We start from the raw sequence: 21902 nt of genomic DNA, 5'->3' as shown, positions 1-21902 counted from the left end.
CGTCTCCTTGGTTCTGCGAGCGCCCTGGTGGCACCCGTGCCGGGAGAAGCAACCGCGACGGTCCTGGATCGGACATTTGCGGCCTGCTCCGGTCACCTATGTGCTGGTCGAGGTCGGCAGCGATCACTTGCCGACAAGTTGGTCAGCGACTGATGCCGGGACTGGTCGGGCGGTTCGGGTACGGCGGCGGGGGCTCCGTTCGGCGCTGAGTCGCGGCCAGGGCTGCGGCTTGGAGCGCCGCGCTCGTCGGGGCTTGGGTGCCGTAGCGGTCGATGTCCTGGTCGACGCGGGTCGCGGCGTGGCCGGGTCCGAGGTCGGCTCGGTCGCGGCTGAAGACGTCGATCCACTGCTGGCGTGCGTCGTCGATGGAGTCGGCGACCAGGTGGGCGAGGTTGTGGTGGCGGCCGCGGGTCATCGCGACGTACGCCGATGCCGCCCCGGTGCTCTCGCCGACGATCAGGTGCGCGTTGTCGACGGTCTCGCCCTGGGCGCCGTAGGCGGTCGAGGCGAACGCCAGCTCGACGTGGTCGCTGACGTAGCTGCTGGGCAGCGTCCGTTGGCCGGCGGCGCCGGTGACGAGGAGGCTGCCGTCGTCTCCGATGCCGGCGACGGTCCAGACGTCGCGGTTGGCGACGCCGAGGTCGCGGTCGTTGCGGCGGGTGGCGATGCGGTCACCGAGTCCGATGCGCTCACCACGGCGGGTGACCGGCTCCCCGATGCGCTCACCAATCAGCGCACCACTCTGTTCACCATCAGCCCGGAGGCGGTCGCGGATCGCGGCGTTGATCGCGCTGACCTGCTCGCGGGTGTCGGCGATGATCAGATCGTCACCCAGCGTCGAGACCGCTCTGGTGCGCTCGACGTCGCTGGCGTGGACGACGATCTGGCCTCGTTCCAGGAGAGTGTCGAAGACCTCACCCGGGCGCTCACCGGTGCGCATGAGGAGGCTGAGGTCGGCGTACGTCTCGTCGGTGAAGCGGTGTACCGATTCGAGTTCGAGATGGGCATCGGGTGGTGCCCACCGCGCGGCGAGGTCGAGGACCCCGCCGCGTCCGACGGCGGGCAGCTGGTGCCGGTCGCCGAGCAGCGCGATGGTCACGTGGGCTCGGTCGGCGATCGCGAAGAGTGCCCGGGCAGTGTCCTGGTCGAGCATGCCGGCCTCGTCGACGAGGAGTACGTCGCCGGGCAGTAGCCGTGCCCGTGCGTCCGGGGTGGCGTCGTTGACGCGCGACCAGTGGCCGTCCTCGTCCCACCGGAACCCGTGTTGGTGGATGAGCCACGCGGCGGAGAACGCGTCGGTGCCGACCTGATGCTGCGCTGCTTGCGCGGCCTTGAGGGTCGGGGTGACGACGACGAGTCGGCGGTCCTGGGCGTCGAGCTCGCGGCGTGCCGCGGCGAGGGTCGTGGTCTTGCCGGTGCCGGCTGCGCCCTCGATGACCAGTACGCCGGCGTCGCCGGCCAGGGCGGCGACGGCCTGGCGTTGCGCGGCGTCGAGATGCTCGGTGCCGCGGGTGCGAGCCGCTGGGCGTACGGGTGTCAGCGGTCGGGTCGCGATGGTGTCGATCAGGTCGGCCTCGACGGCGAGGACGTGGTCGGAGGTGAGGTTGCGGATGTGGTCGGGGACGTCGCCCCGTTCCCGCAGGCTGCGGCATGCGCCGACTGCGCGGCCGGTGAGGTCCTCGGCGAGCTCGGTGCGCGCGGATCGTTCGGCGACCACCCCGACGGCGGCGATGAGCTTCTCGGCTTCGCCGCGGATGTCGGCTGCGTTCCATGCGGAGCGCTTCGCGCCCAGGCGCGTGAGGATGAGGTCGACGGCGACGTCGCGTCGCAACTGACCGATGGCCGTGGCTCTGACTGGGACCGGCCCGTCGGGTGGACGGAACCCGAGGTCGTGCAGTTCCTCGTTCCATCGGTCGACCAGTTCGGCGCCGCTGGCGGGCACGATCTTGTCGGGTCGGGCGTCGGCCCAGGCTCGTCGGTCCCATCCGCGTCGTAGCTTCGGGCCCGGTTCGTGGTCGGGGTGCTCGGCGCGCCACTCGGCTTCGTAGCGGTCGGTGTTGCGGGCGATCTGCGCGGCACGTTGGCTGAACCCTCCGGCGTACGGTGCGAGCTCGTTGATCTCTCCGGTGTCATCGAGCGTGTAGCCGTGGGCGGCGAGTGCGGCGCGGAACTGTGGGTCGCACATGACGGCGGCGTGGCCGATGCCGTTGAGGGCGTCGATGGAGTCGACGACGCCGACGGAGTGGAGGCCGCGCCACGCACCGCGCGCGAAGACTCGGGCGTTGATCTGGACATGGAGGTGCCGGTGCGGATCTCCGGCGCGGGAGGTGTAGTGCCGGACCAGTGCGGCCTCGATCTTCTCGACGGGAGCCTGGACCTGTCGGCCGCGTGGTCCGACGCGCGTCGTCGCGTGCTTGGAGACCCAGGTGACGACCTCGCCGGCGGCGCGCGTCTGCGCGTCTTCGTAGGCGCCGGCGATGGCGGGGTGGAGCGCAGCCGCGAGAGACCACGTCTTAGGTCCATTGACGACGACCTCGACGAAGCGGAGTGCGCGGTCGTCGTCGCGCAGTCGGCCCTTCGCCTGACCGGTCACGACGTCATACCCGGCGACCCAGCGTTCGTAGCTCGCGCCGTCGAGGTCGGGACGGCGTTCGGTGCGCACGCCGTCGACGCCGACGGCGACCGCGTAGTGCTCGGCGACGCCGCTGCCCTCGGCGAGGTAATAGTCATCGGCGCGCGAGTGGTCGGCCTCGAAGTAGGAGCGAGCAGCGGCCGCGGACCCGCGATAGAACTTCACTCCGCCGTGCACGATGTGCCCGTCACCGCCCGTCACGTCTCGTCAAAGACCCCTGAAATGACACTGGTCCGTCCCCGGGGGGACGGACCATCTACGGAACTTCGTAGCATGCGTGCCGCTCGGTTTGAAGGCTTGCAAGGCTCTTCGCGACGACTGGTCTTCGAGCTCGTCACTGGTCGGTAAGGACTAGTCGACCGCGGCCTCGAGACAAGGTGTCGTGGCTTCCCTTTCCGGGGCCGTCTTACGCCTCGCTGCCTCTGGGAGAAGGCAGGCATCGTGTTGGATCCGGTCGCAGGTTCCGGATCCACGCTGGCTACCGCCGAGGCAGTCAGGTGCGAGTCGATCGGGGTGAACGAGAGCCGATGTACGTGCAGATCGCGCGGTGCGATCAACAAGTTTCAGAGACCTAGGCGCCAGCGGACAACGCTGTCGGGACGCTAATCGTTGCCAACTAGCGGGCTCGCGGGGCGCGGCCCCGATAACGTGAGTGTGTGGCGGACATCGACGGACTGATCTTCGACGAGCTAATCGATTCAGATCGCATGCGCGTCAACGATCCGAACCACTGGCGGTACAAGGTGTTGATGGCCATCGCCGACGCTGGCGATAACGGTGCCACCGACAACGAGCTCGCCGACCTACTCCAGGCGCCGGGTGGACAGAACAACGTTCGACCCCGGCGAGGTGAGCTCGTCGACTACTTCTTCTTGACTGACTCCGGACTCAAACGGAAGACGAGCTCCGGGTCGTCTGCCACCGTCTGGCGTCTGAGCAACAACGACCGTCCAACGCTTACACCGGCCTTCACCGAGCAGGACTGCAAGCTCGCTGGCCAGATAGCCGCCAGTGGCCAGGCACTTTCCCAGGTCGATCGCGAGGCGGGCGCGCGCCTGCGCGCCCGATTCGCGCTGCTGGGTCGTCGGGCGCGGCGGGCAGCTGCAGACCTGGGAACCCCGGTCGAGGTGGACGTCGAGTGGCCGGGGCCCATCGCGCTCACCATCTGGCGTTCCGAGAGCGACCGGGCGCGCTTCAACGTCTCCGCCAGACTGGACGAGAACGGTCTCCATCTGGCAGTTCGGATCGGGTCGGCCGACACCGGCGATCCGGCCGCCGACGCGCGGAGCCAACGGTTCCGGTCTGAGCTGGCTAGTCTCACCGACCCGGCCACGGCACCGGTCGGATCCCTGCTCGAGCAGGGGTGGGGGCTGTACACGGCCACCGCAGCGGGCGAGACGACCTTCGACTCGACGCGGGATTGGCTCAAGGCCCTCGTCGACGAGCCCACGGCCAGCGGAAGCATCACCCGAACCCTGGATCCCCCAGCCGTGGAACAGGCTGGTGCGGCTGTCGCGGACCAGCTGAGCCAGCTGCTCCGCGAGGTCCTTCCCATCGACTCCGCGGCCGAGGCGGCGATGCGGGACCCGGTGCAGGCCCTCGTGAACGGGCTGCTGTGGGACGAGGACCGCGCTCGCAACCTGATCGCCCTGACACGTCGGGCGCGGCAGCTGCTCTTCGCCGGCCCTCCCGGTACAGGAAAAACACTGGCCGCGCGCATCCTCGCTGCCGCGCTGGCGGACGAGAGTCGGATCAAGCTCGTCCAGTTCCACCCCACATACGCCTACGAGGATTTCGTCGAAGGCATCCGTCCCGTCATGGACGAGAAGCCTGCTGACGACCAGGGTGACGCCGGAGACGACGAGCCGGAGCAGGAAGTGAGCACTGCCGGGCTCCGCTACCGCATCCGCCCCGGCGTGTTCAAGCAGATCGTCAAGGCCGCCCAGTCGGCACCCGGCGAGGCAGCGCACTTCCTGATCATCGATGAGATCAACCGCGCCAACCTCCCCAGGGTGCTCGGTGAGCTCCTGTTCGCCCTCGAGTACCGCGGGCCGGAGAACGAGGTCGAACTGGCGTACAGCACGGACGCCTTCTACGTGCCGGAGAACCTATGGGTCATCGGCACCATGAACACCGCCGATCGATCGGTGGCACTGCTCGACGCGGCCATGCGGCGACGCTTCAAGGAAGTTCGATTCGACGTCGACTATGCCGTTGTCCGCAGGTGGCACGAGCGGAATACGAGCGCCGACCTCGGCACCGAGGCCGCCGCACGCCTCGAGCGACTCAATGCCGAAGTGATCGAACTGCTGGACGATGACCGTGCCATCGGCCACTCCTTCTTGATCAGGCGCGATTTGGCCGATGTTGGCTTCGAGGTCGTGTGGAACGAGGACCTCGAGCCGGTGCTCCGCGATCACCTGCTCGGACGGACCGACGATCTGCCGGCACTGCGCGAGGCGTTCCTGGGAAGTCTGTAATGGTCGAGATCCACCTCACCGAGACGGACGCAGCGAGGGAGGAAACCTTCACGCCGGCCGAACTGCGCGCGCTGCGGCGCGCGAGACACGGCCTGACTGTTGACGAACTGGCGGCCGACGGCCACGGCGGCGTGCGCGTCCGAATCGGCCCGAGGACGGGCTACGCGGGGAGCGTCAGCCTTCCCGGAGGCCGCCGGATCACGGTTCACCCGAAGGCAGAGGTCTACAGCCTCCCCGAGCTCTTGGCGCTTGCATACCGCACCGTGGCACCGCCGCCCCGCGCCGGGACAGCGAAGGTCGAAAGCGCCACCCCCACGGACTGGCTGTTGGTTCAACTCGCCGGCGAGGTCCATGAGCTCCTCGGCCGTGGCCTTCGCCGCGGGTACGTAGAGCGACGTGAGCGGCTCCCGTTCGTGCGCGGACGCACGAGGCCGATCCTCAACCCCGCCCAGCTGCCATTCCTCGACTGCGAATACACCGACTTCATCGCGGACACGCCAGAGAATCAGTTGTTGCGCGGTGTCCTCGAGCTGCTCGCGCCAGGTGTCCAGAACCGGACCGTGCGTCGTCAGTACGACGACGCATTGGGCTATCTGGGCGACGTTAGCCTGATCAGGCCCTCGATCGGACACTTCGATCGGGTCCGGCTCAACCGGCTCAACCTGCACTATCAACCCAGCCTCCGCCTGGCTCGCCTAGCCCTCGAGGGCGCCGGAGTTGTCGACTCGGCTGGAAGCATCACAGCCCCCGCCTACTTCGTGCTTATGTGGCAGATCTGGGAGAACGCGGCCGCCGCGGCGTTGCGGGACGCCGGTGTCAGGGACCTGGTGGAGAAACCACGCTACGGATCGGCCTTCCTGCACCAGCATGGCCAGCCGAACCTGACAGTCACCATCGAGCCAGACCTGGTCGTCGGCCGCCGGCAGAGCCCGCGCATGGTGATCGACCTCAAATGGGGCCCCGTGCTGCTCACGGACCGTCACGGCCGGCGGCGGCTGCGCAACCCGCACCTCTACCAGATCGCCACCTATGCCACGGCGCTCGACTGTGATGGACTGTTGCTCTATCCACTCATGGACGACGAGGTCGACACGGAGTACTTGTTCAACGGCCACCGCATCTTCATCCGCACCGTCGATCTCGGCCAGCCCGGTCTCGCCGGGCTCCGCAGCGCGGCTGAAGACATCGCGGCCGCACTCTGATTCTGTCCGGCGGATGTCGGAGCAGGGTGCGGACGGGCCGCGCTGGCGTTACGAAGCGGGACCACGACGTGCTCCCGGCCGCGCAGCCGGTGTCCAGTTTCGTGGCTGGCAGGAGGTGGCTTCGCCGCGGCGCCGGTTTCAGAAGCGCTTCCACGCGCGGGACGTCCCGGGACCTCGCTGCTTCGGCATGGGCTAGGAACTAAAGGTTGTGGTTGCCCAGCAGCGTTGATGACACCGTGGGGCGACGATGCTGAGAAGGGCGGCGCCGCCCCCGTGCCGCCCGCCCGGAGGCGCGCCGGTCGCTAGGTGAACCGGCGTGTGACAGCTGCACTCTTTGACCGCCCCTCGAGATCGACGGAACCGATCCATGCACGACGCTGCACATGTTGCTACTCGCCCTGTGCATTGTGTCAGTGGACTCCATCACCCGTGGTCGTCGTCGGGGATGGGTGCAGAGACGGCCCCCAGTCCAGGTACAGCGAGCTCGGCTAGTTTGGGGATCGCGCGCCGGGCAATTCTGAAGTACTCGGGATCCTGCTCGAGCCCGATTGACTGATAGCCGACCGCCTCTGCGGCGGCGAGGGTTGATCCGGAGCCGGCGAACGGGTCGAGGACAACGCCCTCGCCCATTGGGAGGGACGCTCGTACGACGGCGCGAAGGAACGACTGTGGCTTGAGCGAAGGGTGGTTGGCGACCTCGCGCTCCTGCTTCCGAGTCGGGTGCGACTTAATTACGTCACCGAACGGCTGCTTGTCGCTGATCCGTCGCAGGGCTCCGGTCTTGTACTTGCGAAGGTTGTCAGCCACGGTTTTGCAGCCGAGCGGCTCGCGGTATAGGAGCCATGGCTCCCACTGAGACCGTGGCATGACGGTGGTGTCAGTGAACTCCTCATGGGCGTTCTTAGGGCGGTCGCCGCCGCGCATCGTCATGACGAGGCGGACTATCTCGCCGCGGCGTTCGAGTCCGGCGCGCGCAAGAGCCATTGAGATGTAGGGGGACGCAAGTGGGTTGCAGGCGACCATGACATGTGCGCCTGGCACGAGTGTCGGTCTGAGGACCTCGGCCCATGTGTGGAAGAAGTCATACATATGGTCCAAGTCGGACTGGGTCATGGTCGTGAACCGCGGAAGGGGGGCTCGGCGGATGCCGTCGAACGACGGCGGAATCCGCCAGACGCCGCCCTTGCCGGCACGCAGCTTTTCCTGCTGCTCCCGTGAGTATTCGGTCGCGCCGTACGGAGGATCGGTAACCACGGCGTGGATGGACTCCGCTGACCGCTTCTTCAGCCAGGTGAGGCAATCGGTGTTGACGAGCTCAGCGTGGCCGAACGTGTGTGGCTTCAACGACGCACCAGGCGGTAGGTGCCTCGGGCGGTGCGGATGAACTTGTCCGGGGTGTTGATATTGAGGTAGGAGCGGACGCTCGACGAGGGTACGTCTTCGCCGAGGTCGGCGGAGACGGCGTCGCGAATTTCGGCGACGGTGAGCTCGGAACCCTTCTTCTGCGCGTCGTAGGCGCGGAGGATGGAGTCTCGTACGGCTCCGGGGCGACGGCGTTCGGCCACGATCCTTCTCCTTTGCTTAGCGGTGTAGACGATCATAGACGTCTGGACGTCTTTGCGAAAGACGACCTACAACCGTCTCCGGCAACGACGTCACGTCCAGTTTCGATCTACGGATGAGTTGCTGATGGGTGCGTCAGCGTGTCGTGCGCGGCGATCAGCGACGTGCTCGACACCATCGACCAGCCGCGCGAGCACGAGCCGCTCGGCGGTTGGAGTCAGGCGCCCGCGAGCACTTCGAGCATGGCAGCGTGGCGAGCAGCGCGCCGGGACTTTTCGTTGGGTGCCCGTACGACGCCACGGGCGTACGAGGCCGCTTGTTTCGAGACCTTGGCTTCTTCGTCGGCGACCCGATCCTCGACCTCGCGCTCAAACTGGTTAAGGGCCTTCCGCAACTTCGTTGCGGTCTTGTCTGCGAGCGGTCCGCCAGGCAGAAAGGCGGCGAGGGCGACGAATAGGGAATAGAAGTCGCTCTTGTTGCCCCACCGGGAGCCGCGGAGGTCCGGGAAGAGCCGCTCGATCGCGTTCATTGTCTCCTCGAATTTGACCTTGGTCTTCCTCTGGCGGGGAAACTCGTCCTCGAAGTCCTCGTATGTCTTGTAGTAGTCATCAATGATCTTCGCGGAACCGCCCTGGGGGCCATGCATAGTGCCAATCAGTAGTTCTGCGACGAACTCGACGTCGGCCATGCGGCGAATGGCACCGACAGTGATGATGCGGTTCTCCGCAAAGTAGTCGCCGTAGTCGGTGGCGAGCTTGTCTGCAAGGTGTGCGAAAGGCCCGCTGTATGTGGCGTGTCGGAGCTCCTGCGGCTTGAGGGGGACGGTGAAGCTGTTCAGGCGCCGAAAAACGCTCTTCATCTCCTCCTCGTCGTCGGAGTTGAGGTAACGGACGGCGAGCTCGTACCCAAAGAATTTCTTGCGCGTGGGTCCTTTGAGGTCGGAGAACGAGAGGTTGTACCAGTCCGACTCAGGAGCGAGCTTGTCGAGCGCGAACTGGTCGAACTCTTCTTGGTCTTCGCCGGCGTAACTGCCGACGAACTGCATGAGCGCTGTGATGCGCTGCTGGCCGTCGACAACGGCGTAGGAGGTGTTGCCGTCCTCGTCGGTGGATTGCTGCACAAAGATCTCGGGGATCGGCATCTTCATGAGGACTGACTCGACGAGGTGGCACTTCTGGCGGGCCATCCAGACGGGGTTGCGCTGGTAGGGCGGCTTGAGAGTGAGCGTTCCTTCGAGATAGCGATCTCGGAACCAGCCGACGGTCTGCTGCGTGCTCGTGAAGTCCATGACTACGCCTCCTTCTTCTTGCTGGCGTTAGCCAGGCGATACTTGAGCTTGCGCAGGCCTTCGGCCTGATAGTGAACCAGTTGGTCCTCGGTTCGGTAGAGGCGCCCACCCACATCCCGGCCGGCAAGGTGGGTGCTGGGGAAAGCGCCGGAGACGCTTTGGAAGGCGTCGAACCAGCGGAAGCGGAGGTCTCGGAGGGGACGGAGTTCACGCATGAACTTGAGCCGCGGAAAGGTCAGGTATCCGACGTCAATCCAACCCCAGAAGATCTCGTCCTTGCGCCGGTTGAACCAATCGAGCTCGTGCGCGTAGAGACCATGCCGGCGGGGATGTCCCCAAGTAAGGAGCGTGTCCCAGGCAGCGTCGAAGAGCTCCTCAGAGACGATGGCGAAGTCGAGGTCGGAGCCATCGTGGAACTGACGGGGAAACGTGTCGGGGGCGACGCTGTATCCGACGCATCCGCTACCGACCAGGCGGACGCCGCCGGGGTCGATCTTGAGGCCGCTCGCGAGGTGCTCCTGGACCATCGGGAAGACGGTGAGGTCGTCGGCGAAGCAGTGGGGCTGCTGGCGGTCGATGACGAGTTCGCGGACCAGGGCGGGAAGGTCCTTGCGCGCGATGTCGACGAGCCGGCTTCGTAGGTCGGCCGGAGACATGTGAGCCGACGGCGTCGAGGCGACGTCGGGCGGCGACACGAGAGAAGGCTAGAGCAAGCGGCTTGGAAGTGGTCGTGTCAGTGCCGAATCAACTGACACCTGTCTCGTGGAACCGCACCAGCCGCTCCTTGTTTCTCGTGTGTTCCCGCGGCTCGACGACCGGCTCGACGAAGTCTGAGCGCTGTTGCAAGGATCCTCTACGCGCTGAGGTCGATGTCACCGCGTCCAGACGAGTACTTCCCCCTTCAGTCCCCCTTGCGTCCGATCTCGAAACTATCTGGAGCACTCTAGAAAGAAAGAATCCGAGGGGTGACCTGCGGTTTCTCTAAGTGGAGCCTAGGGGACTCGAACCCCTAACCCCCTGCTTGCAAAGCAGGTGCGCTACCAATTGCGCCAAGGCCCCTGAGTGGAAACTCCGGGTGGAACGGTAGTGCTCAGGCCTCCGGGAGCGGGTCGGTGGCCTCGGCCCAGAGGGCTTGCTCCGCCTTGCTCTCCTGCAGCTTCCGGACGGCGAAGGCGACGCCGGCGGTTGCGAGGGCGGTGAGTACGAGCTTCTTGATCACGCTGTCCTCCGTCGAAAAGGGTGGTGCCCGAGGGCTGTGCGTGCGGGTGGGCCTAACAGGACTTGAACCTGTGACCTCTTCCTTATCAGGGAAGCGCTCTAACCGTCTGAGCTATAGGCCCGGGTGGTCCGCCTCGGAGTGGAAGCCTCGTCGGCGAACCGAGGGGGAACGTTACCGGACAGCGTCCGGGCCCAACAAAACGGGAGGCGGACGGGTTCGGGGGTCTCGATACGCCCTCGCCTGGCGGCTCGGGCTACTCGACCACCAGGAGGCGGCGGACGGATGCGGGGTCTCGATACGCCCTCGCCTGGCGGCTCGGGCACTCGACCACCAGGAGGCTCAGGCGTCCTCGGCGAGGGTGACCTCGACGCCGCCGAGGAGGGCGGCGGCCATGTTGTAGAGGAAGGCGGTGAGGGTGGCGCCGGCGGTGATGAGGATGACGTCGATCGCGGCGACCAGCATGGTGAAGCCGAGGACGCGGCTGGTGCCGACGTAGTCCTCGACCTGGAAGTCGGCGACGTCCTCGCCGCCGATGGCTTCCTGGATCGTGGAGTTGATCGAGTCCCAGACACCCGCGGCGCCGAGGACCTGCCAGACCATCGCCACCGACACGACGGTGACGACGGCGAAGGCGATCGAGAGCAGGAAGGCGGTCTTCATGACCGTCCAGGGGTCGATCCGGGTCAGCCGGAGGCGGGCCCGGCGCGGGCCGCGCGCCGCGGCCTTGGTGTCGGTGGCCGTGGCGGTCGCCGTCGCCGGCGTGGTCACCGTCGGGGGCGACGCCGGCGGCGCCATCGGGGCGCCGACCGGGCGGGCCTTCTGGTCGACCGGCGGGAGCGGGGGCGGCGGCGGGAGCGCGTCGTCCTTCTTGCCCTTCCCGGGGCGGGGCTTCGGCCGGGCGGCGGTGCCTTCGTCGGCGGCCGAGGAGCCCGACTGACCCGACCCGGGCTTCGGGACGGGTACGGTCGCGGGACCCTTGGTGCGGTCCGACATCAGCCCTCGCTTTCCCCAGGGCTCTCTTCGGCCCCGCTGTCGCCCGAGTCGACGGGCTCTTCAGCACCGATTGTGACATCCGCGCCGGAATCGGGCGATTCGTCCGTCTCGCCCTCGGCGTCCGGGGCGGTGCCGGCCTCGGCGTTGTCGAGGTCCTCGGCCTTCGTCTCGACCGAGCGGGCGACCACCGCGACCGCGTCGCCGTCCTTGGGCGTCACGAACTTCACGCCCTGCGTCGCCCGGCCGACCGACGGCTTGAAGTTGTCGTCGATGGGGCTGCGGACGACCTGGCCGCCCTGGGTGATGGTCAGGATCTCGTCGCCGTCCTCGACGATGAAGGCGCCGACCAGGCCGCCGCGCTCCTCGTTGGTGAGCTTCATCGTCGTGATGCCGAGCCCGCCGCGGCCGGTGAGGCGGTACTCGTTGATCCGCGTGCGCTTGGCGTAGCCGGCGTCGGTCATCGTGAAGACGAACTGCGCCTTCACCTCCTCGACCTGCGCGGGCGTCGCCTCGACGTCGGCGGCCTCCGCGTCCGGGGTCGCGATGCCGGCTGCCTCCTCGGCGGCGACCTGGCTGGCGCGGATGACGGACATCGAGAGCACCCGGTCGTCGTCGTACTTGAAGCGCATGCCGGTGACGCCCGACGTGGCCCGGCCCATCGGACGGAGCTGGTCGTCGGACGCGCGGAACCGGATCGCCTGCCCCTTGCGCGACACCAGCAGGATGTCGTCCTCGGGGCTGACCAGCTCGGCACCGATCAGCTCGTCGTCGTCCTCACGGAAGTTGATCGCGATGACGCCGGCCTGCCGCGGGCTGTTGTAGTCGCCGAGGCGGGTCTTCTTCACCAGGCCGTTGCGGGTCGCGAGGACGAGGTACGGCGCCTGCTCGTAGTCGCGGATCGCCAGCACCTGCGCGATCCCCTCGTCGGGCTGGAAGCTGAGGAGCCCAGCGACGTGCCCGCCCTTCGCGTCGCGCGACGCCTCGGGCAGGTTGTAGGCCTTGGTCCGGTAGACGCGGCCGGCCGTCGTGAAGAACAGCAGCCAGTGGTGGTTGGTGGTCGCGATGAAGTGCTCCACCACGTCGTCACCGCGCAGGGTCGCGCCGCGCACGCCCTTGCCGCCGCGCTTCTGGGTGCGGTACTGCGTCGCGAGGGTCCGCTTCGCGTAGCCGCCGCGGGTGATCGAGACGACCAGCTCCTCGTCGGGGATCAGGTCCTCCATCGAGAGGTCGCCGTCGGCCGCGATGATCTGGGTGCGCCGGTCGTCGCCGTACTTCTCGACGATCTCGGCGAGCTCCTCGGAGACGATCTGCCGCTGCCGCTCGGGCCGGGCGAGGATGTCGTTGAGGTCGGCGATCTCGGCCTCGATCTTGGCCAGCTCGTCGATGATCTTCTGCCGCTCGAGCGCCGCCAGCCGGCGCAGCTGCATGTCGAGGATGGCGTTGGCCTGGACCTCGTCGATGTCGAGCAGGTCGATCAGGCCCTGACGCGCGTCCTCGACCTCGGGCGAGCGCCGGATCAGCGCGATCACCTCGTCGAGCATGTCGAGCGCCTTGACCAGGCCGCGGTAGATGTGGGCCCGGCGCTCGGCCTCGGCCAGGCGGAACCGGGTGCGCCGCTGGATGACGTCGATCTGGTGCTCGACCCAGTTGCTGATGAACTGGTCGATCGTCAGCGTGCGCGGCACGCCGTCGACCAGCGCCAGCATGTTGGCGCTGAAGTTGGTCTGCAGCTCGGTGTGCTTCAACAGGTTGTTGAGCACGACGCGGGCGACCGCGTCGCGCTTCAGCACGACGACCAGGCGCTGGCCCGTGCGGCCGGAGGAGTCGTCGCGGACGTCGGCGATGCCCTGCACCTTGCCGGAGTCGGCGAGCTCGGCGATCTTCAGGGCGAGGTTGTCGGGGTTGACCATGTAGGGCAGCTCGGTGATCGAGAGCATGGTGCGGCCCTTGGCGTCCTCGTCGACCTCGATCACCGCGCGCTGGGTGACCGAACCGCGGCCGGTGCGGTAGGCGGTCTCGATGCCCTCGCGACCGACGATGAGCGCGCCGTTCGGGAAGTCGGGCCCCTTGATCCGCTCGATGAGAGCGTCCTGCAGCTCCTCGCGGCTCGCGTCGGGGTGCTCGAGCGCCCACTGGGCACCCTCGGCCACCTCGCGCAGGTTGTGCGGCGGGATGTTGGTGGCCATGCCGACCGCGATGCCGGCCGACCCGTTGACCAGCAGGTTCGGGAACCGGCTGGGAAGGACGACCGGCTCCTGCGAGCGGCCGTCGTAGTTGGGCTGGAAGTCGACGGTCTCCTGCTCGATGTCGCGGACCATCTCCAGCGCGAGCGGCGCCATCCGGCACTCGGTGTACCGCATCGCCGCGGCGGCGTCGTTGCCCGCCGAGCCGAAGTTGCCCTGGCCGTGGACCAGCGGCGCCCGCATCACCCACGGCTGCGCGAGCCGGACGAGCGTGTCGTAGATCGCGCTGTCACCGTGCGGGTGGTACTGACCCATCACGTCGCCGACGACACGCGAGCACTTCGAGAAGCCGCGGTCGGGGCGGTAGCCCCCGTCGTACATCGCGTAGAGCACGCGACGGTGCACCGGCTTGAGGCCGTCGCGCACGTCGGGCAGGGCGCGGCCGACGATGACCGCCATCGCGTAGTCGATGTAGGCGCGCTGCATGGAGGTCTGCAGCTCGATCGGCTCGATCCGGCCGCCGGGTCCCCCGTCGCCGCCCACGTTGCTCTGCGTCTCAGTCACGATTGCTCTTTCTCGCGTCGTCTAGGAAAAGTCTTAGAGTCCGGGATAGCCGGCTAGGTCGCGCTCGACGCGCTCGCCGACACGGCGCGAACTTCGAAGCGGCTCGCTGCGCTCGCGAGGGCAAAGTTCCCGCCGGGTCGGCTACCTGGGACGTCGGTCGCTTCGCTCCCCGTCCCAGCCGGGTACAGGTTCGCGGCCGGCTGACGGCGCTCGCGTGCTCTAGATGTCAAGGAACCGGACGTCCTTGGCGTTGCGCTGGATGAAGGAGCGCCGCTGCTCGACGTCCTCCCCCATCAGGATCGAGAAGATCTCGTCGGCCTGGGCCGCGTCGTCGAGGGTGACCTGGAGCATCAGCCGCTGGTCGGGGTTCATCGTGGTCTCCCACAGCTCCTCGGCGTTCATCTCGCCGAGACCCTTGTAGCGCTGGACCGGGTTCTCCTTGGGCAGCTTCTTGCCCTGCTCCTGGCCGTCGCGCATCAGCAGGTCGCGCTCGGCGTCGGAGTAGACGAACTCGTGCTCGTGCGGCTTGTTCCAGCGGATCCGGTAGAGCGGGGGCTGCGCCATGTAGACGTAGCCGTGCTCGATGAGCGGCTTCATGAACCGGAAGAGCAGCGTCAGCAGCAGCGTGTTGATGTGGTGGCCGTCGACGTCGGCGTCGGCCATCAGCACGATCTTGTGGTAGCGCAGCTTCTCCAGGTCGAACTCCTCCTGGATGCCGGTGCCGAGCGCGGAGATGATGGCCTGCACCTCCTGGTTGGCCAGCACCTTGTCGATCCGCGCCTTCTCGACGTTGAGGATTTTGCCGCGGATCGGGAGGATCGCCTGGATCCGCGGGTCACGACCCTGCCGCGCCGAGCCGCCGGCGGAGTCGCCCTCGACGATGAAGACCTCGCACTCCTCCGGGTTCGTCGACTGGCAGTCCGACAGCTTGCCGGGGAGGCCGCCGCCGCCGAGCAGGCCCTTGCGGTTGCGGGCGAGCTCGCGCGCCTTGCGCGCCGCGTTGCGCGCGGTCGCCGCGGCCTGAGACTTGCGGATGATCTCCTTGCCCTCGCTCGGGTTCTGCTCGAGCCACGCGCCGAGCTGGTCGTTGACGACCCGCTGCACGAAGCCCTTGGCCTCGGTGTTGCCGAGCTTGGTCTTGGTCTGACCCTCGAACTGCGGCTCGCCGAGCTTGATCGAGATGATCGCGGTCAGGCCCTCACGGATGTCCTCGCCGGACACTCGGTCCTCGCGCTTCTTGATCAGGCCCCACTGCTCGCCCCACCCGTTGACCAGGGAGGTGAGCGCCGAGCGGAAGCCCTCCTCGTGGGTGCCGCCCTCGTGGGTGTTGATCGTGTTGGCGAAGGTGTGGACCGACTCGTTGTAGCCGGTGTTCCACTGCATCGCGACCTCGAGGCTCATGTGGTTCTCGGAGTCCTCGGGGGTGTCGGCCTCGAACGAGATGATCGACGGGTTGGCCGCGGTCTTCGCCCGGTTGATGTGCTCGACGTAGTCGACCAGGCCGCGCTCGTACTTGAAGACCTGCTTCAGCCCCGCCTCGGTCCGCTCGATCGCGCCGGCGTGCCCCTGGTCGACGTCGTTGCTGGCCGTGTCGTCGGCGACCGCGTCGGCGACCTCGCCGGCGTCGGCGCGCTGGTCGAGCACCACGATCTCCAGGCCCTTGTTGAGGAAGGCCATCTCGCGGAAGCGGGTCGTGATCGTCTCGAGGTTGTAGGCGGTCGTCTCGAAGATCTCGGGCGAGGCGTACCAGGTCACGGTCGTGCCGGTGCCCTCCCCCGGCTCGAGGTCGCGCACCTCGCGCAGGTCGTAGTCGGGCACGCCGAGGGAGAACTCCTGCTCCCAGAGCTTGCCGCGGTTGCGGACCTCGACCTTGAGGTTGCGCGACAGCGCGTTCACGACGGAGACGCCGACACCGTGCAGTCCGCCCGAGACCTTGTAGCCGCCGCCGCCGAACTTGCCGCCCGCGTGGAGCACGGTGAGGGCGAGGGTCACGGCCGGGAGCTCCTGGCCCGGCGCGGTGCCGGTCGGGATGCCGCGGCCGTTGTCCTCGACCCGCACACCACCGTCGGCCTGGAGGGTGACGACGATCCGGTCGCAGTAGCCCGCGAGGGCCTCGTCGACCGCGTTGTCCACGATCTCCCAGATCAGGTGGTGCAGCCCGCGCTCACCGGTCGAGCCGATGTACATGCCGGGCCGCTTGCGGACCGCTTCGAGTCCTTCGAGGACCTGGATCGCGGAGGCGTCGTACTCCCCGCTCGGACCGGAGGTGGGGATGCCGTCGGTGGGAGTCGGCGTCTGCTCGTCGGTGGTCACGGCACCTCTTCAGTTCAGGGTCAAGACATACAGAAGGCCGTCGCTCACGCTCGAGGGACGTGTGCCCGGCCGATGTCCATACTACCGCCCGGAGGGCCTCAGGACACGCTCCTGGGTCCCCGACGCGGGGGGACTGTGGAGGAAAAACCCTCCTGTGTGCCACAACGGGGCCATTTGCAGCGCCGCGCAGGGGTGCGACCAAGCCCCCGTACGACCGCCCAACCTTCCAGGCCCTCTCCGGAGGCCGCAGACGGGCTCACCCGTAGGTGTCGCGCGGGCCCCGCCCGTCGCGCAGCCCGAGCCTTCCGTGCTTCCAGCTCGGCGCGTTCGGGCCGAGCACCTCTACGACCAGCACGGTGCCGTCGCCGAGCTCGCCGTTGAGGCGCTTGACGATGCTGGGCGCGAGCAGCTTGAGCTCGGTCGCCCACGCGGTCGAGTCGGTGCGGACGACGAGGGTGCCGTCCTGGAGGGTCTCCGGTGTGGAGTGCGCGCCGATTTCCGGCCCGACCACCTCGGCCCAGCGCGCGAAGACGCCCCGCACCTGGAGGTCGAGGCCCCAGCCGTGCTGGTCGATGAGCCGGCCGACCTCGCCGCCCAGCGGCTGCGGGTCGCGGTCGTCGGGGTAGGCCCCGCTCATCCCGCCCTGGCTCCCCCGCCGCGCGCGCGGCGCCTTGGTGCCGGAGGGTCGCCACTTCTTCTTGCGCCCCGCAGGCGCAGCGCCCGGCGCCACTGCGCCGCGCATCATCGCCCGCGCCAGGTCGAGGCCGTCGGGCCGGTGGTCCTGCCCGTCGTCGCCGGCGTCGTCGGGCCCTGCACCGGCTGCGTCATCCGCCGACACGGGTCACCTCCCCTCCGGCCACCGCGAACGTCGCACCGGCGAGCACGTCCGGCACGTCGGCGCGGACCGCTGCCGTCACCAGCACCTGCTCCGCCCCCGCAACCAGCTCGGCGAGCTGGTTGCGCCGGTCGGCGTCGAGCTCGGCGAACACGTCATCGAGGATCAGGATCGGGTCGTCGCCCTCCGCGCGCAACAGGTCGTACGACGCCAGCCGCAGCGCGAGCGCGAACGACCACGACTCCCCGTGCGAGGCGTAGCCCTTGACCGGCAGCCGGTCGGTCTCGCCCGGACCCAGGGTCAGCAACAGGTCGTCACGGTGCGGCCCGACCAGCGTCACGCCGCGGGCGACCTCCTCGTCCTGCCGGCGCGCGAGCTCCTCGCGGAACGAGTCCTCGAACGAGCAGCGGTAGGCGATCCGCGCGTCGTCGCGCGACGCCCCGCGGGCGACGGCCTCGTAGGCCTTGCCGAGGTACGGCGCCAGGTCGGCCACGAGTGCCTGGCGGGTCTCGAGCAGCTCGGTGCCGGCGGCGACCAGGTGGTCGTCCCACACCGCCAGCGTGGCGAGCGCGGCGTCGCGGCTGCTGCCGCGCGCGGCGTAGATCGTCTTGAGCAGGCTGTTGCGCTGCTTGAGCACCCGGTCGTAGTCGGCCCGGACGCCGGCGAGCCGCGGGGTGCGCAGCACGAGCAGGTCGTCGAGGAACCGCCGCCGCTCCGACGGGTCGCCCTTCACCAGCGCCAGGTCCTCGGGACTGAACACCACCGTGCGCAGCAGGCCGACCAGATCGCGGGCCTTGGACAGCGGCGAGCGGTTGACGCGCGCCCGGTTGGCGCGGCCCGGGTTGAGCTCCACCTCGAGCACGGCGGTGCGGCCGTCACGGACCACCGCCGCGCGCACCAGGGCCTGCTCGGCGCCGGCGCGGATCAGCGGCGCGTCGGTCGCGACCCGGTGCGAGGCGAGCCGGGACAGGTAGTCGACCGCTTCGACGAGGTTGGTCTTGCCCTGCCCGTTGCTCCCGACGAACGCGGTGACACCCGCGTCGAGGGGGACCTCCACGTCGGCGTACGACCGGAAGTCGTGGAGGGTCAGGTGCGAGACGTGCACCACGCCATCATCCCGCGCCCCGCCGACGACTGCGCGCTCGCCCGCGGGTTTTGCCCAATCGCTGCAGGAATGAGGTTTCAACACGTCCTCCGGGACCTAGGCTGCACTCCATGACTCAACCTCCAGTTCCCCCGCCGCCCGGTGGCTACGGCGGTCCCCCGCCCCAGCCGGCCAACCCCGGTGGTCCCTTCTACGTCTCGGTGCTCGGCCAGGAGCAGGGCCCCCTCGACTTCAACGGCCTCGCGCAGATGGCGGTCGCCGGCCAGGTCAAGGGCGACACCCCCGTGCGCTCGGGCGACAGCCAGCAGTACATCGCCGCGAAGGACGTGCCCGGCCTGTTCTCCGACAAGGAGTGGCTGACCATGGTGCTGATCGCCTGGATCGGCGGCAGCCTCGGCATCGACAAGTTCTACAAGGGCGAGACCGGCCTCGGAGTCGTCAAGCTGATCACCTGTGGTGGTTGCGGCTTCTGGGCGCTCTACGACGCGATCATGATCGCGCTCCGCAAGCAGCACGACGTCGACGGCCGCCCCTACCGCTGAGCCCGACGCCGAGCCGATCCCCATGACCCCGACGACAGGGACCCCGTCCACCTCCGAGGAGCAGCAGCTCCTCCGGCGCCGCCGCATCTCGGGTGCGGAGGTCGTCGCGGTGGGCGGGGTCGCTGCCATCGGAGCGTCGTTCGTCTTCTCCCCCGACCACATCGAGGACGGCCCGGTCCTCTGCCCGTTCCGCGCCCTCACCGGCCTGCCGTGCCCCGGCTGCGGGCTGACCCGTTCGTGGGTCTACGCCGCGCACGGCTGGTGGGAGCAGTCCTTCTCCTCCCACCCGTTCGGGATGCTGCTCGTCGCCGCGGTCGTAGTGCTGGCGGTGGTCGTCGCCGTCCGTCGCGTACGACGGGTCCCCCCGCCCGATCTCGACAAGGTCCTGCGCCACCCGGTCGCGCTGGGCATCGGGGCGGTCTGGCTGGTCTTCGCAGCCGTCCGCCTGGCCTACGCGCTCTAGCCGTCGGTCGGCGGCGGCGGAGACACCGTCGGCGGGACGTCCTTCCGCGTGACGGCGTGTCCGCCGAAACCGCGGCGCATCGCCGCGACCGCCTTCATCGCGACGTCGTCGTCCTGCCGCGACACGAAGCGGGCGAACAGGCTGGCGGCGATGGCCGGCATCGGCACGGCGTTCTCGATCGCCGCCTCGACGGTCCAGCGGCCCTCGCCGGAGTCCTCGGCGTACCCCCGCAGCTCGTCGAGGTGCTCGTCCTCGCGGAGCTGCTCGACCAGCAGGTCCAGCAGCCAGGAGCGGACGACGGTGCCGGTGCGCCAGGAGGCGAAGACGTCGGGCACGTTCTCGACGATGTCGACCTTCTCCAGCAGCTCCCAGCCCTCGGCGTAGGCCTGCATCATCGCGTACTCGATGCCGTTGTGGACCATCTTCGCGAAGTGCCCCGCGCCCGGCGTCGAGCCGCAGTGGACGATGCCGTCGGGGCTGTCGCCGGGCTTCAGCGCCTCGAAGGCCGGCATCACCTTCTCCGCCTGGTCGGCCGGCCCGCCGTACATCAGCGCGTAGCCGTTCTCCAGGCCCCAGACCCCGCCGGACACACCGCAGTCGACGAAGCCGATGCCCTTCTCCGCCAGCGAGGCCGCGTTGACCGCGTCGTCGGTGTACTTCGAGTTGCCGCCGTCGACGACGACGTCTCCCTCGCCGAGCAGCTCCTTGAGCGCGGCGATCGTGGAGCGGGTCGGGTCGCCAGCCGGCACCATCACCCACACCACCTTGGGAGCGGGCAACGCCTCCACCAGCGCCTCGAGGCTGTCGACGTCGGAGAGGTCGGGGTTGCGGTCGTAGCCGACGACCGTCAGGCCCGCGTTGCGCATCCGGGTGCGCATGTTGCCACCCATCTTGCCGAGTCCGATGAGTCCGATGTGCATGTCGTGAGCCTAGCCGGGCGCGACGAAGGAGCGCACGGCGTGGCGAGGGAGGTCGTGCAGGGCCGCGGCCGAGCTTGCGAGGGCGCGACGGCGGTCGAGACCCGGTTCGGTGCGATGAGGGCTCAGCCCAGCAGCCGACGCGGCATCAAGAGGTAGCGGAACGAGCCGGCGTGGTCGGAGACCGACTCGTCGGGGGTGCCGGTGATGACGACCGGCTTCGACGCCTGCGTGAAGGAGAGCTCGACGACCGCCTCGTCGATGACGCCGAGGCCGTCGAGCAGGAACTGCGGGTTGAACCCGGTGACCAGGTCCTCGCCCTCGATCTGCGCCTCGACCGACTCCGACGCCTGCGCCTCGTCGCCGGACCCGGCGTCGAGCGTGAGGGCGCCGTCCTTGAACGCCAGCTGCACGGCGGTGTTGCGCTCGGCGACGAGCGAGACGCGCTTGAGCGACTCGATGAGCGAGGCCTTGTCGAGCTTGGCGACGGTGAGTCGCTCGCTGGGGAACAGGCTGCGGACCTTGGGGAACTCGCCGTCGAGCAGTCGCGTCGTCGTACGACGGACACCGCCGGGCCCGCTGCCCTCGAAGCCGATGATGCCGTCGCCGCTGCCGGAGGCCGACAGCGCGATGGTGACCTCCGCCCCGGCGGTCAGCGACTTGGCGGTGTCGCCGAGCACGCGGGCCGGGACCAGCGCAGCGAGGCTGGCGTCGGGCTGGCCCGGGTTCCAGGTGAGCTCGCGCTGGGCAAGACGGAACCGGTCGGTGGCCAGGAGCGCGATGGTGTCACCCTCGATCTCGATCCGCACGCCGGTGAGGACGGGGAGCATGTCGTCGCGGCCGGCCGCGGTGACCGCTTGAGCGACGGCGTGCGCGAAGGTCTCGCTCGGCACGGTGCCGGTCGCCGCCGGCATCTCCGGGATCGAGGGGTAGTCCTCGACCGGCATCGTCTGCAGGGAGAACCGCGCCGAGCCACAGGTGAGCGAGACCCGGGCACCGTCGATCATCATGTCGATCGGCTTGGCCGGGAGGCTGCGACAGATGTCGGCGAGCAGCCGGCCGCTGACGAGAGCGGCGCCCTCGTCGCTGACCTCCGCGGTGACGGTCGCGCGAGCCGACGTCTCGTAGTCGAAGGTGGAGAGCACGAGCCCGTCGTCGCCGGCCTCGATGAGGAGCCCGGCCAGGACGGGCGAGCTCGGGCGGACGGGCAGGCTGCGGGCGGCCCAGGCGACGGCGTCTGCGAAGACGTCGCGATCGACACGGAACTTCACGGTGTGTCCTTACACGTCGAACTACACGGGTGTGGCGGCAGGTCGAATCCTGCCATGCGGGGGGTTCTCCACAGAGGGGTGGCGGAGAACTTGTTCACGTCGGATCGGAGCATAGGAATTCTGGGAGTAGTCATAGCGTCGGTGGAAACTGTGGAGATCGGCCGTTCCCGCAGGTGAGGCTGAGAATTCGCGTGTGGACGACGGTGTGGACCACGACGGGCCTGCGTAGGCGGGGTTGTGGAGTTCGTGGGGCTGTGGAACGACAGGAAAGCCGCGGCCACAGAATCCTCCCCGTGTAGTTCGCACCAATTCGGGGGTGCTGTCCACAACGC

17 protein-coding genes and 2 tRNA genes are annotated in these 21902 nt (G+C 68.6%); 4 read left to right on the top strand and 15 right to left on the bottom strand.

Translation table 11 applies throughout. The features are described 5' to 3' along the window. Positions 1-142: 142 nt before the first annotated feature. On the bottom strand, positions 143-2833 hold the full coding sequence (gene mobF, locus DJ010_RS12685; protein ID WP_245927513.1) for a MobF family relaxase: 2691 nt from the start codon (positions 2831-2833) through the stop codon (positions 143-145). A 455-nt stretch (positions 2834-3288) separates the two neighbouring features. Here mobF and DJ010_RS12675 point away from each other — a divergent pair, with 455 nt between their 5' ends. Both DJ010_RS12675 and DJ010_RS12670 read left to right on the top strand, forming a co-directional pair. Continuing rightward, on the top strand, positions 3289-5112 hold the full coding sequence (locus tag DJ010_RS12675; RefSeq protein ID WP_158283012.1) for an McrB family protein: 1824 nt from the start codon (positions 3289-3291) through the stop codon (positions 5110-5112). Continuing rightward, positions 5112-6314, top strand: coding sequence for an McrC family protein (locus tag DJ010_RS12670; protein ID WP_109694225.1), 1203 nt, complete (start codon positions 5112-5114; stop codon positions 6312-6314). The genes DJ010_RS12675 and DJ010_RS12670 overlap by 1 nt, the downstream gene beginning before the upstream one ends. Before the next feature lie 423 nt (positions 6315-6737). On the opposite strand, the gene DJ010_RS12665 is transcribed toward DJ010_RS12670, so the two are convergent. The 12 genes from DJ010_RS12665 to recF form a co-directional block, all read right to left on the bottom strand. Further along, positions 6738-7658, bottom strand: coding sequence for a DNA-methyltransferase (locus DJ010_RS12665; RefSeq protein WP_109694223.1), 921 nt, complete (start codon positions 7656-7658; stop codon positions 6738-6740). Further along, complete coding sequence (locus DJ010_RS12660) at positions 7655-7879, bottom strand: hypothetical protein (RefSeq protein ID WP_109694221.1); 225 nt, start codon at positions 7877-7879, stop codon at positions 7655-7657. Before DJ010_RS12660 ends, DJ010_RS12665 begins: the two co-directional genes overlap by 4 nt. 215 nt (positions 7880-8094) lie before the next feature. Beyond that, complete coding sequence (locus tag DJ010_RS12655; RefSeq protein WP_109694219.1) at positions 8095-9165, bottom strand: GmrSD restriction endonuclease domain-containing protein; 1071 nt, start codon at positions 9163-9165, stop codon at positions 8095-8097. Positions 9166-9167: 2 nt separating this feature from the next. Then, positions 9168-9860: a hypothetical protein gene (locus DJ010_RS12650; protein ID WP_109694217.1), complete on the bottom strand. Its 693-nt coding sequence runs from the start codon at positions 9858-9860 to the stop codon at positions 9168-9170. Positions 9861-10151: 291 nt separating this feature from the next. Continuing rightward, positions 10152-10224, bottom strand: a tRNA-Ala gene (locus DJ010_RS12645). 31 nt (positions 10225-10255) lie between these two features. Beyond that, on the bottom strand, positions 10256-10384 hold the full coding sequence (locus DJ010_RS22460) for a DLW-39 family protein (protein ID WP_211318771.1): 129 nt from the start codon (positions 10382-10384) through the stop codon (positions 10256-10258). 47 nt (positions 10385-10431) lie between these two features. After that, a tRNA-Ile gene (locus tag DJ010_RS12640) sits at positions 10432-10505 on the bottom strand. A 218-nt stretch (positions 10506-10723) separates the two neighbouring features. Next, positions 10724-11377, bottom strand: coding sequence for a DUF3566 domain-containing protein (locus tag DJ010_RS12635; RefSeq protein ID WP_245927511.1), 654 nt, complete (start codon positions 11375-11377; stop codon positions 10724-10726). Then, positions 11377-14046, bottom strand: a complete 2670-nt coding sequence (gyrA, locus tag DJ010_RS12630) for a DNA gyrase subunit A (protein ID WP_109694526.1) — start codon at positions 14044-14046, stop codon at positions 11377-11379. Before gyrA ends, DJ010_RS12635 begins: the two co-directional genes overlap by 1 nt. A gap of 297 nt (positions 14047-14343) precedes the next feature. Continuing rightward, positions 14344-16437 (bottom strand): DNA topoisomerase (ATP-hydrolyzing) subunit B, encoded by a 2094-nt coding sequence (gyrB, locus tag DJ010_RS12625; RefSeq protein ID WP_109694216.1) that lies wholly within the window; start codon positions 16435-16437, stop codon positions 14344-14346. Between the two features lie 256 nt (positions 16438-16693). Further along, a complete protein-coding gene (locus DJ010_RS12620; RefSeq protein ID WP_245927509.1) occupies positions 16694-17275 on the bottom strand; it encodes a DciA family protein in 582 nt (193 codons plus the stop codon). Then, on the bottom strand, positions 17262-18377 hold the full coding sequence (gene recF, locus DJ010_RS12615; protein ID WP_109694522.1) for a DNA replication/repair protein RecF: 1116 nt from the start codon (positions 18375-18377) through the stop codon (positions 17262-17264). Before recF ends, DJ010_RS12620 begins: the two co-directional genes overlap by 14 nt. 110 nt (positions 18378-18487) lie before the next feature. Here recF and DJ010_RS12610 point away from each other — a divergent pair, with 110 nt between their 5' ends. Together DJ010_RS12610 and DJ010_RS12605 are read left to right on the top strand one after the other, a co-directional pair. Beyond that, positions 18488-18919, top strand: coding sequence for an NINE protein (locus DJ010_RS12610; protein WP_109694214.1), 432 nt, complete (start codon positions 18488-18490; stop codon positions 18917-18919). Positions 18920-18941: 22 nt separating this feature from the next. Then, the gene (locus DJ010_RS12605) at positions 18942-19382 is read left to right on the top strand and encodes a DUF2752 domain-containing protein (RefSeq protein WP_109694212.1); all 441 of its coding nucleotides are present in this window, start codon (positions 18942-18944) and stop codon (positions 19380-19382) included. Here DJ010_RS12605 and gnd read toward each other — a convergent pair. Both gnd and dnaN read right to left on the bottom strand, forming a co-directional pair. After that, the gene (gene gnd, locus DJ010_RS12600) at positions 19379-20302 is read right to left on the bottom strand and encodes a phosphogluconate dehydrogenase (NAD(+)-dependent, decarboxylating) (RefSeq protein WP_109694210.1); all 924 of its coding nucleotides are present in this window, start codon (positions 20300-20302) and stop codon (positions 19379-19381) included. The two genes, DJ010_RS12605 and gnd, sit on opposite strands and share 4 nt — an antisense overlap. A gap of 122 nt (positions 20303-20424) precedes the next feature. Next, a complete protein-coding gene (gene dnaN / locus DJ010_RS12595) occupies positions 20425-21570 on the bottom strand; it encodes a DNA polymerase III subunit beta (protein WP_109694208.1) in 1146 nt (381 codons plus the stop codon). Positions 21571-21902 lie beyond the last annotated feature (332 nt).

It is taken from the genome of Nocardioides silvaticus, assembly GCF_003160695.1.
Classification (GTDB): domain Bacteria; phylum Actinomycetota; class Actinomycetes; order Propionibacteriales; family Nocardioidaceae; genus Nocardioides; species Nocardioides silvaticus.
Note: the sequence above shows the minus strand (reverse complement) of the source record. Positions and strands in the feature narration are given on the sequence as shown.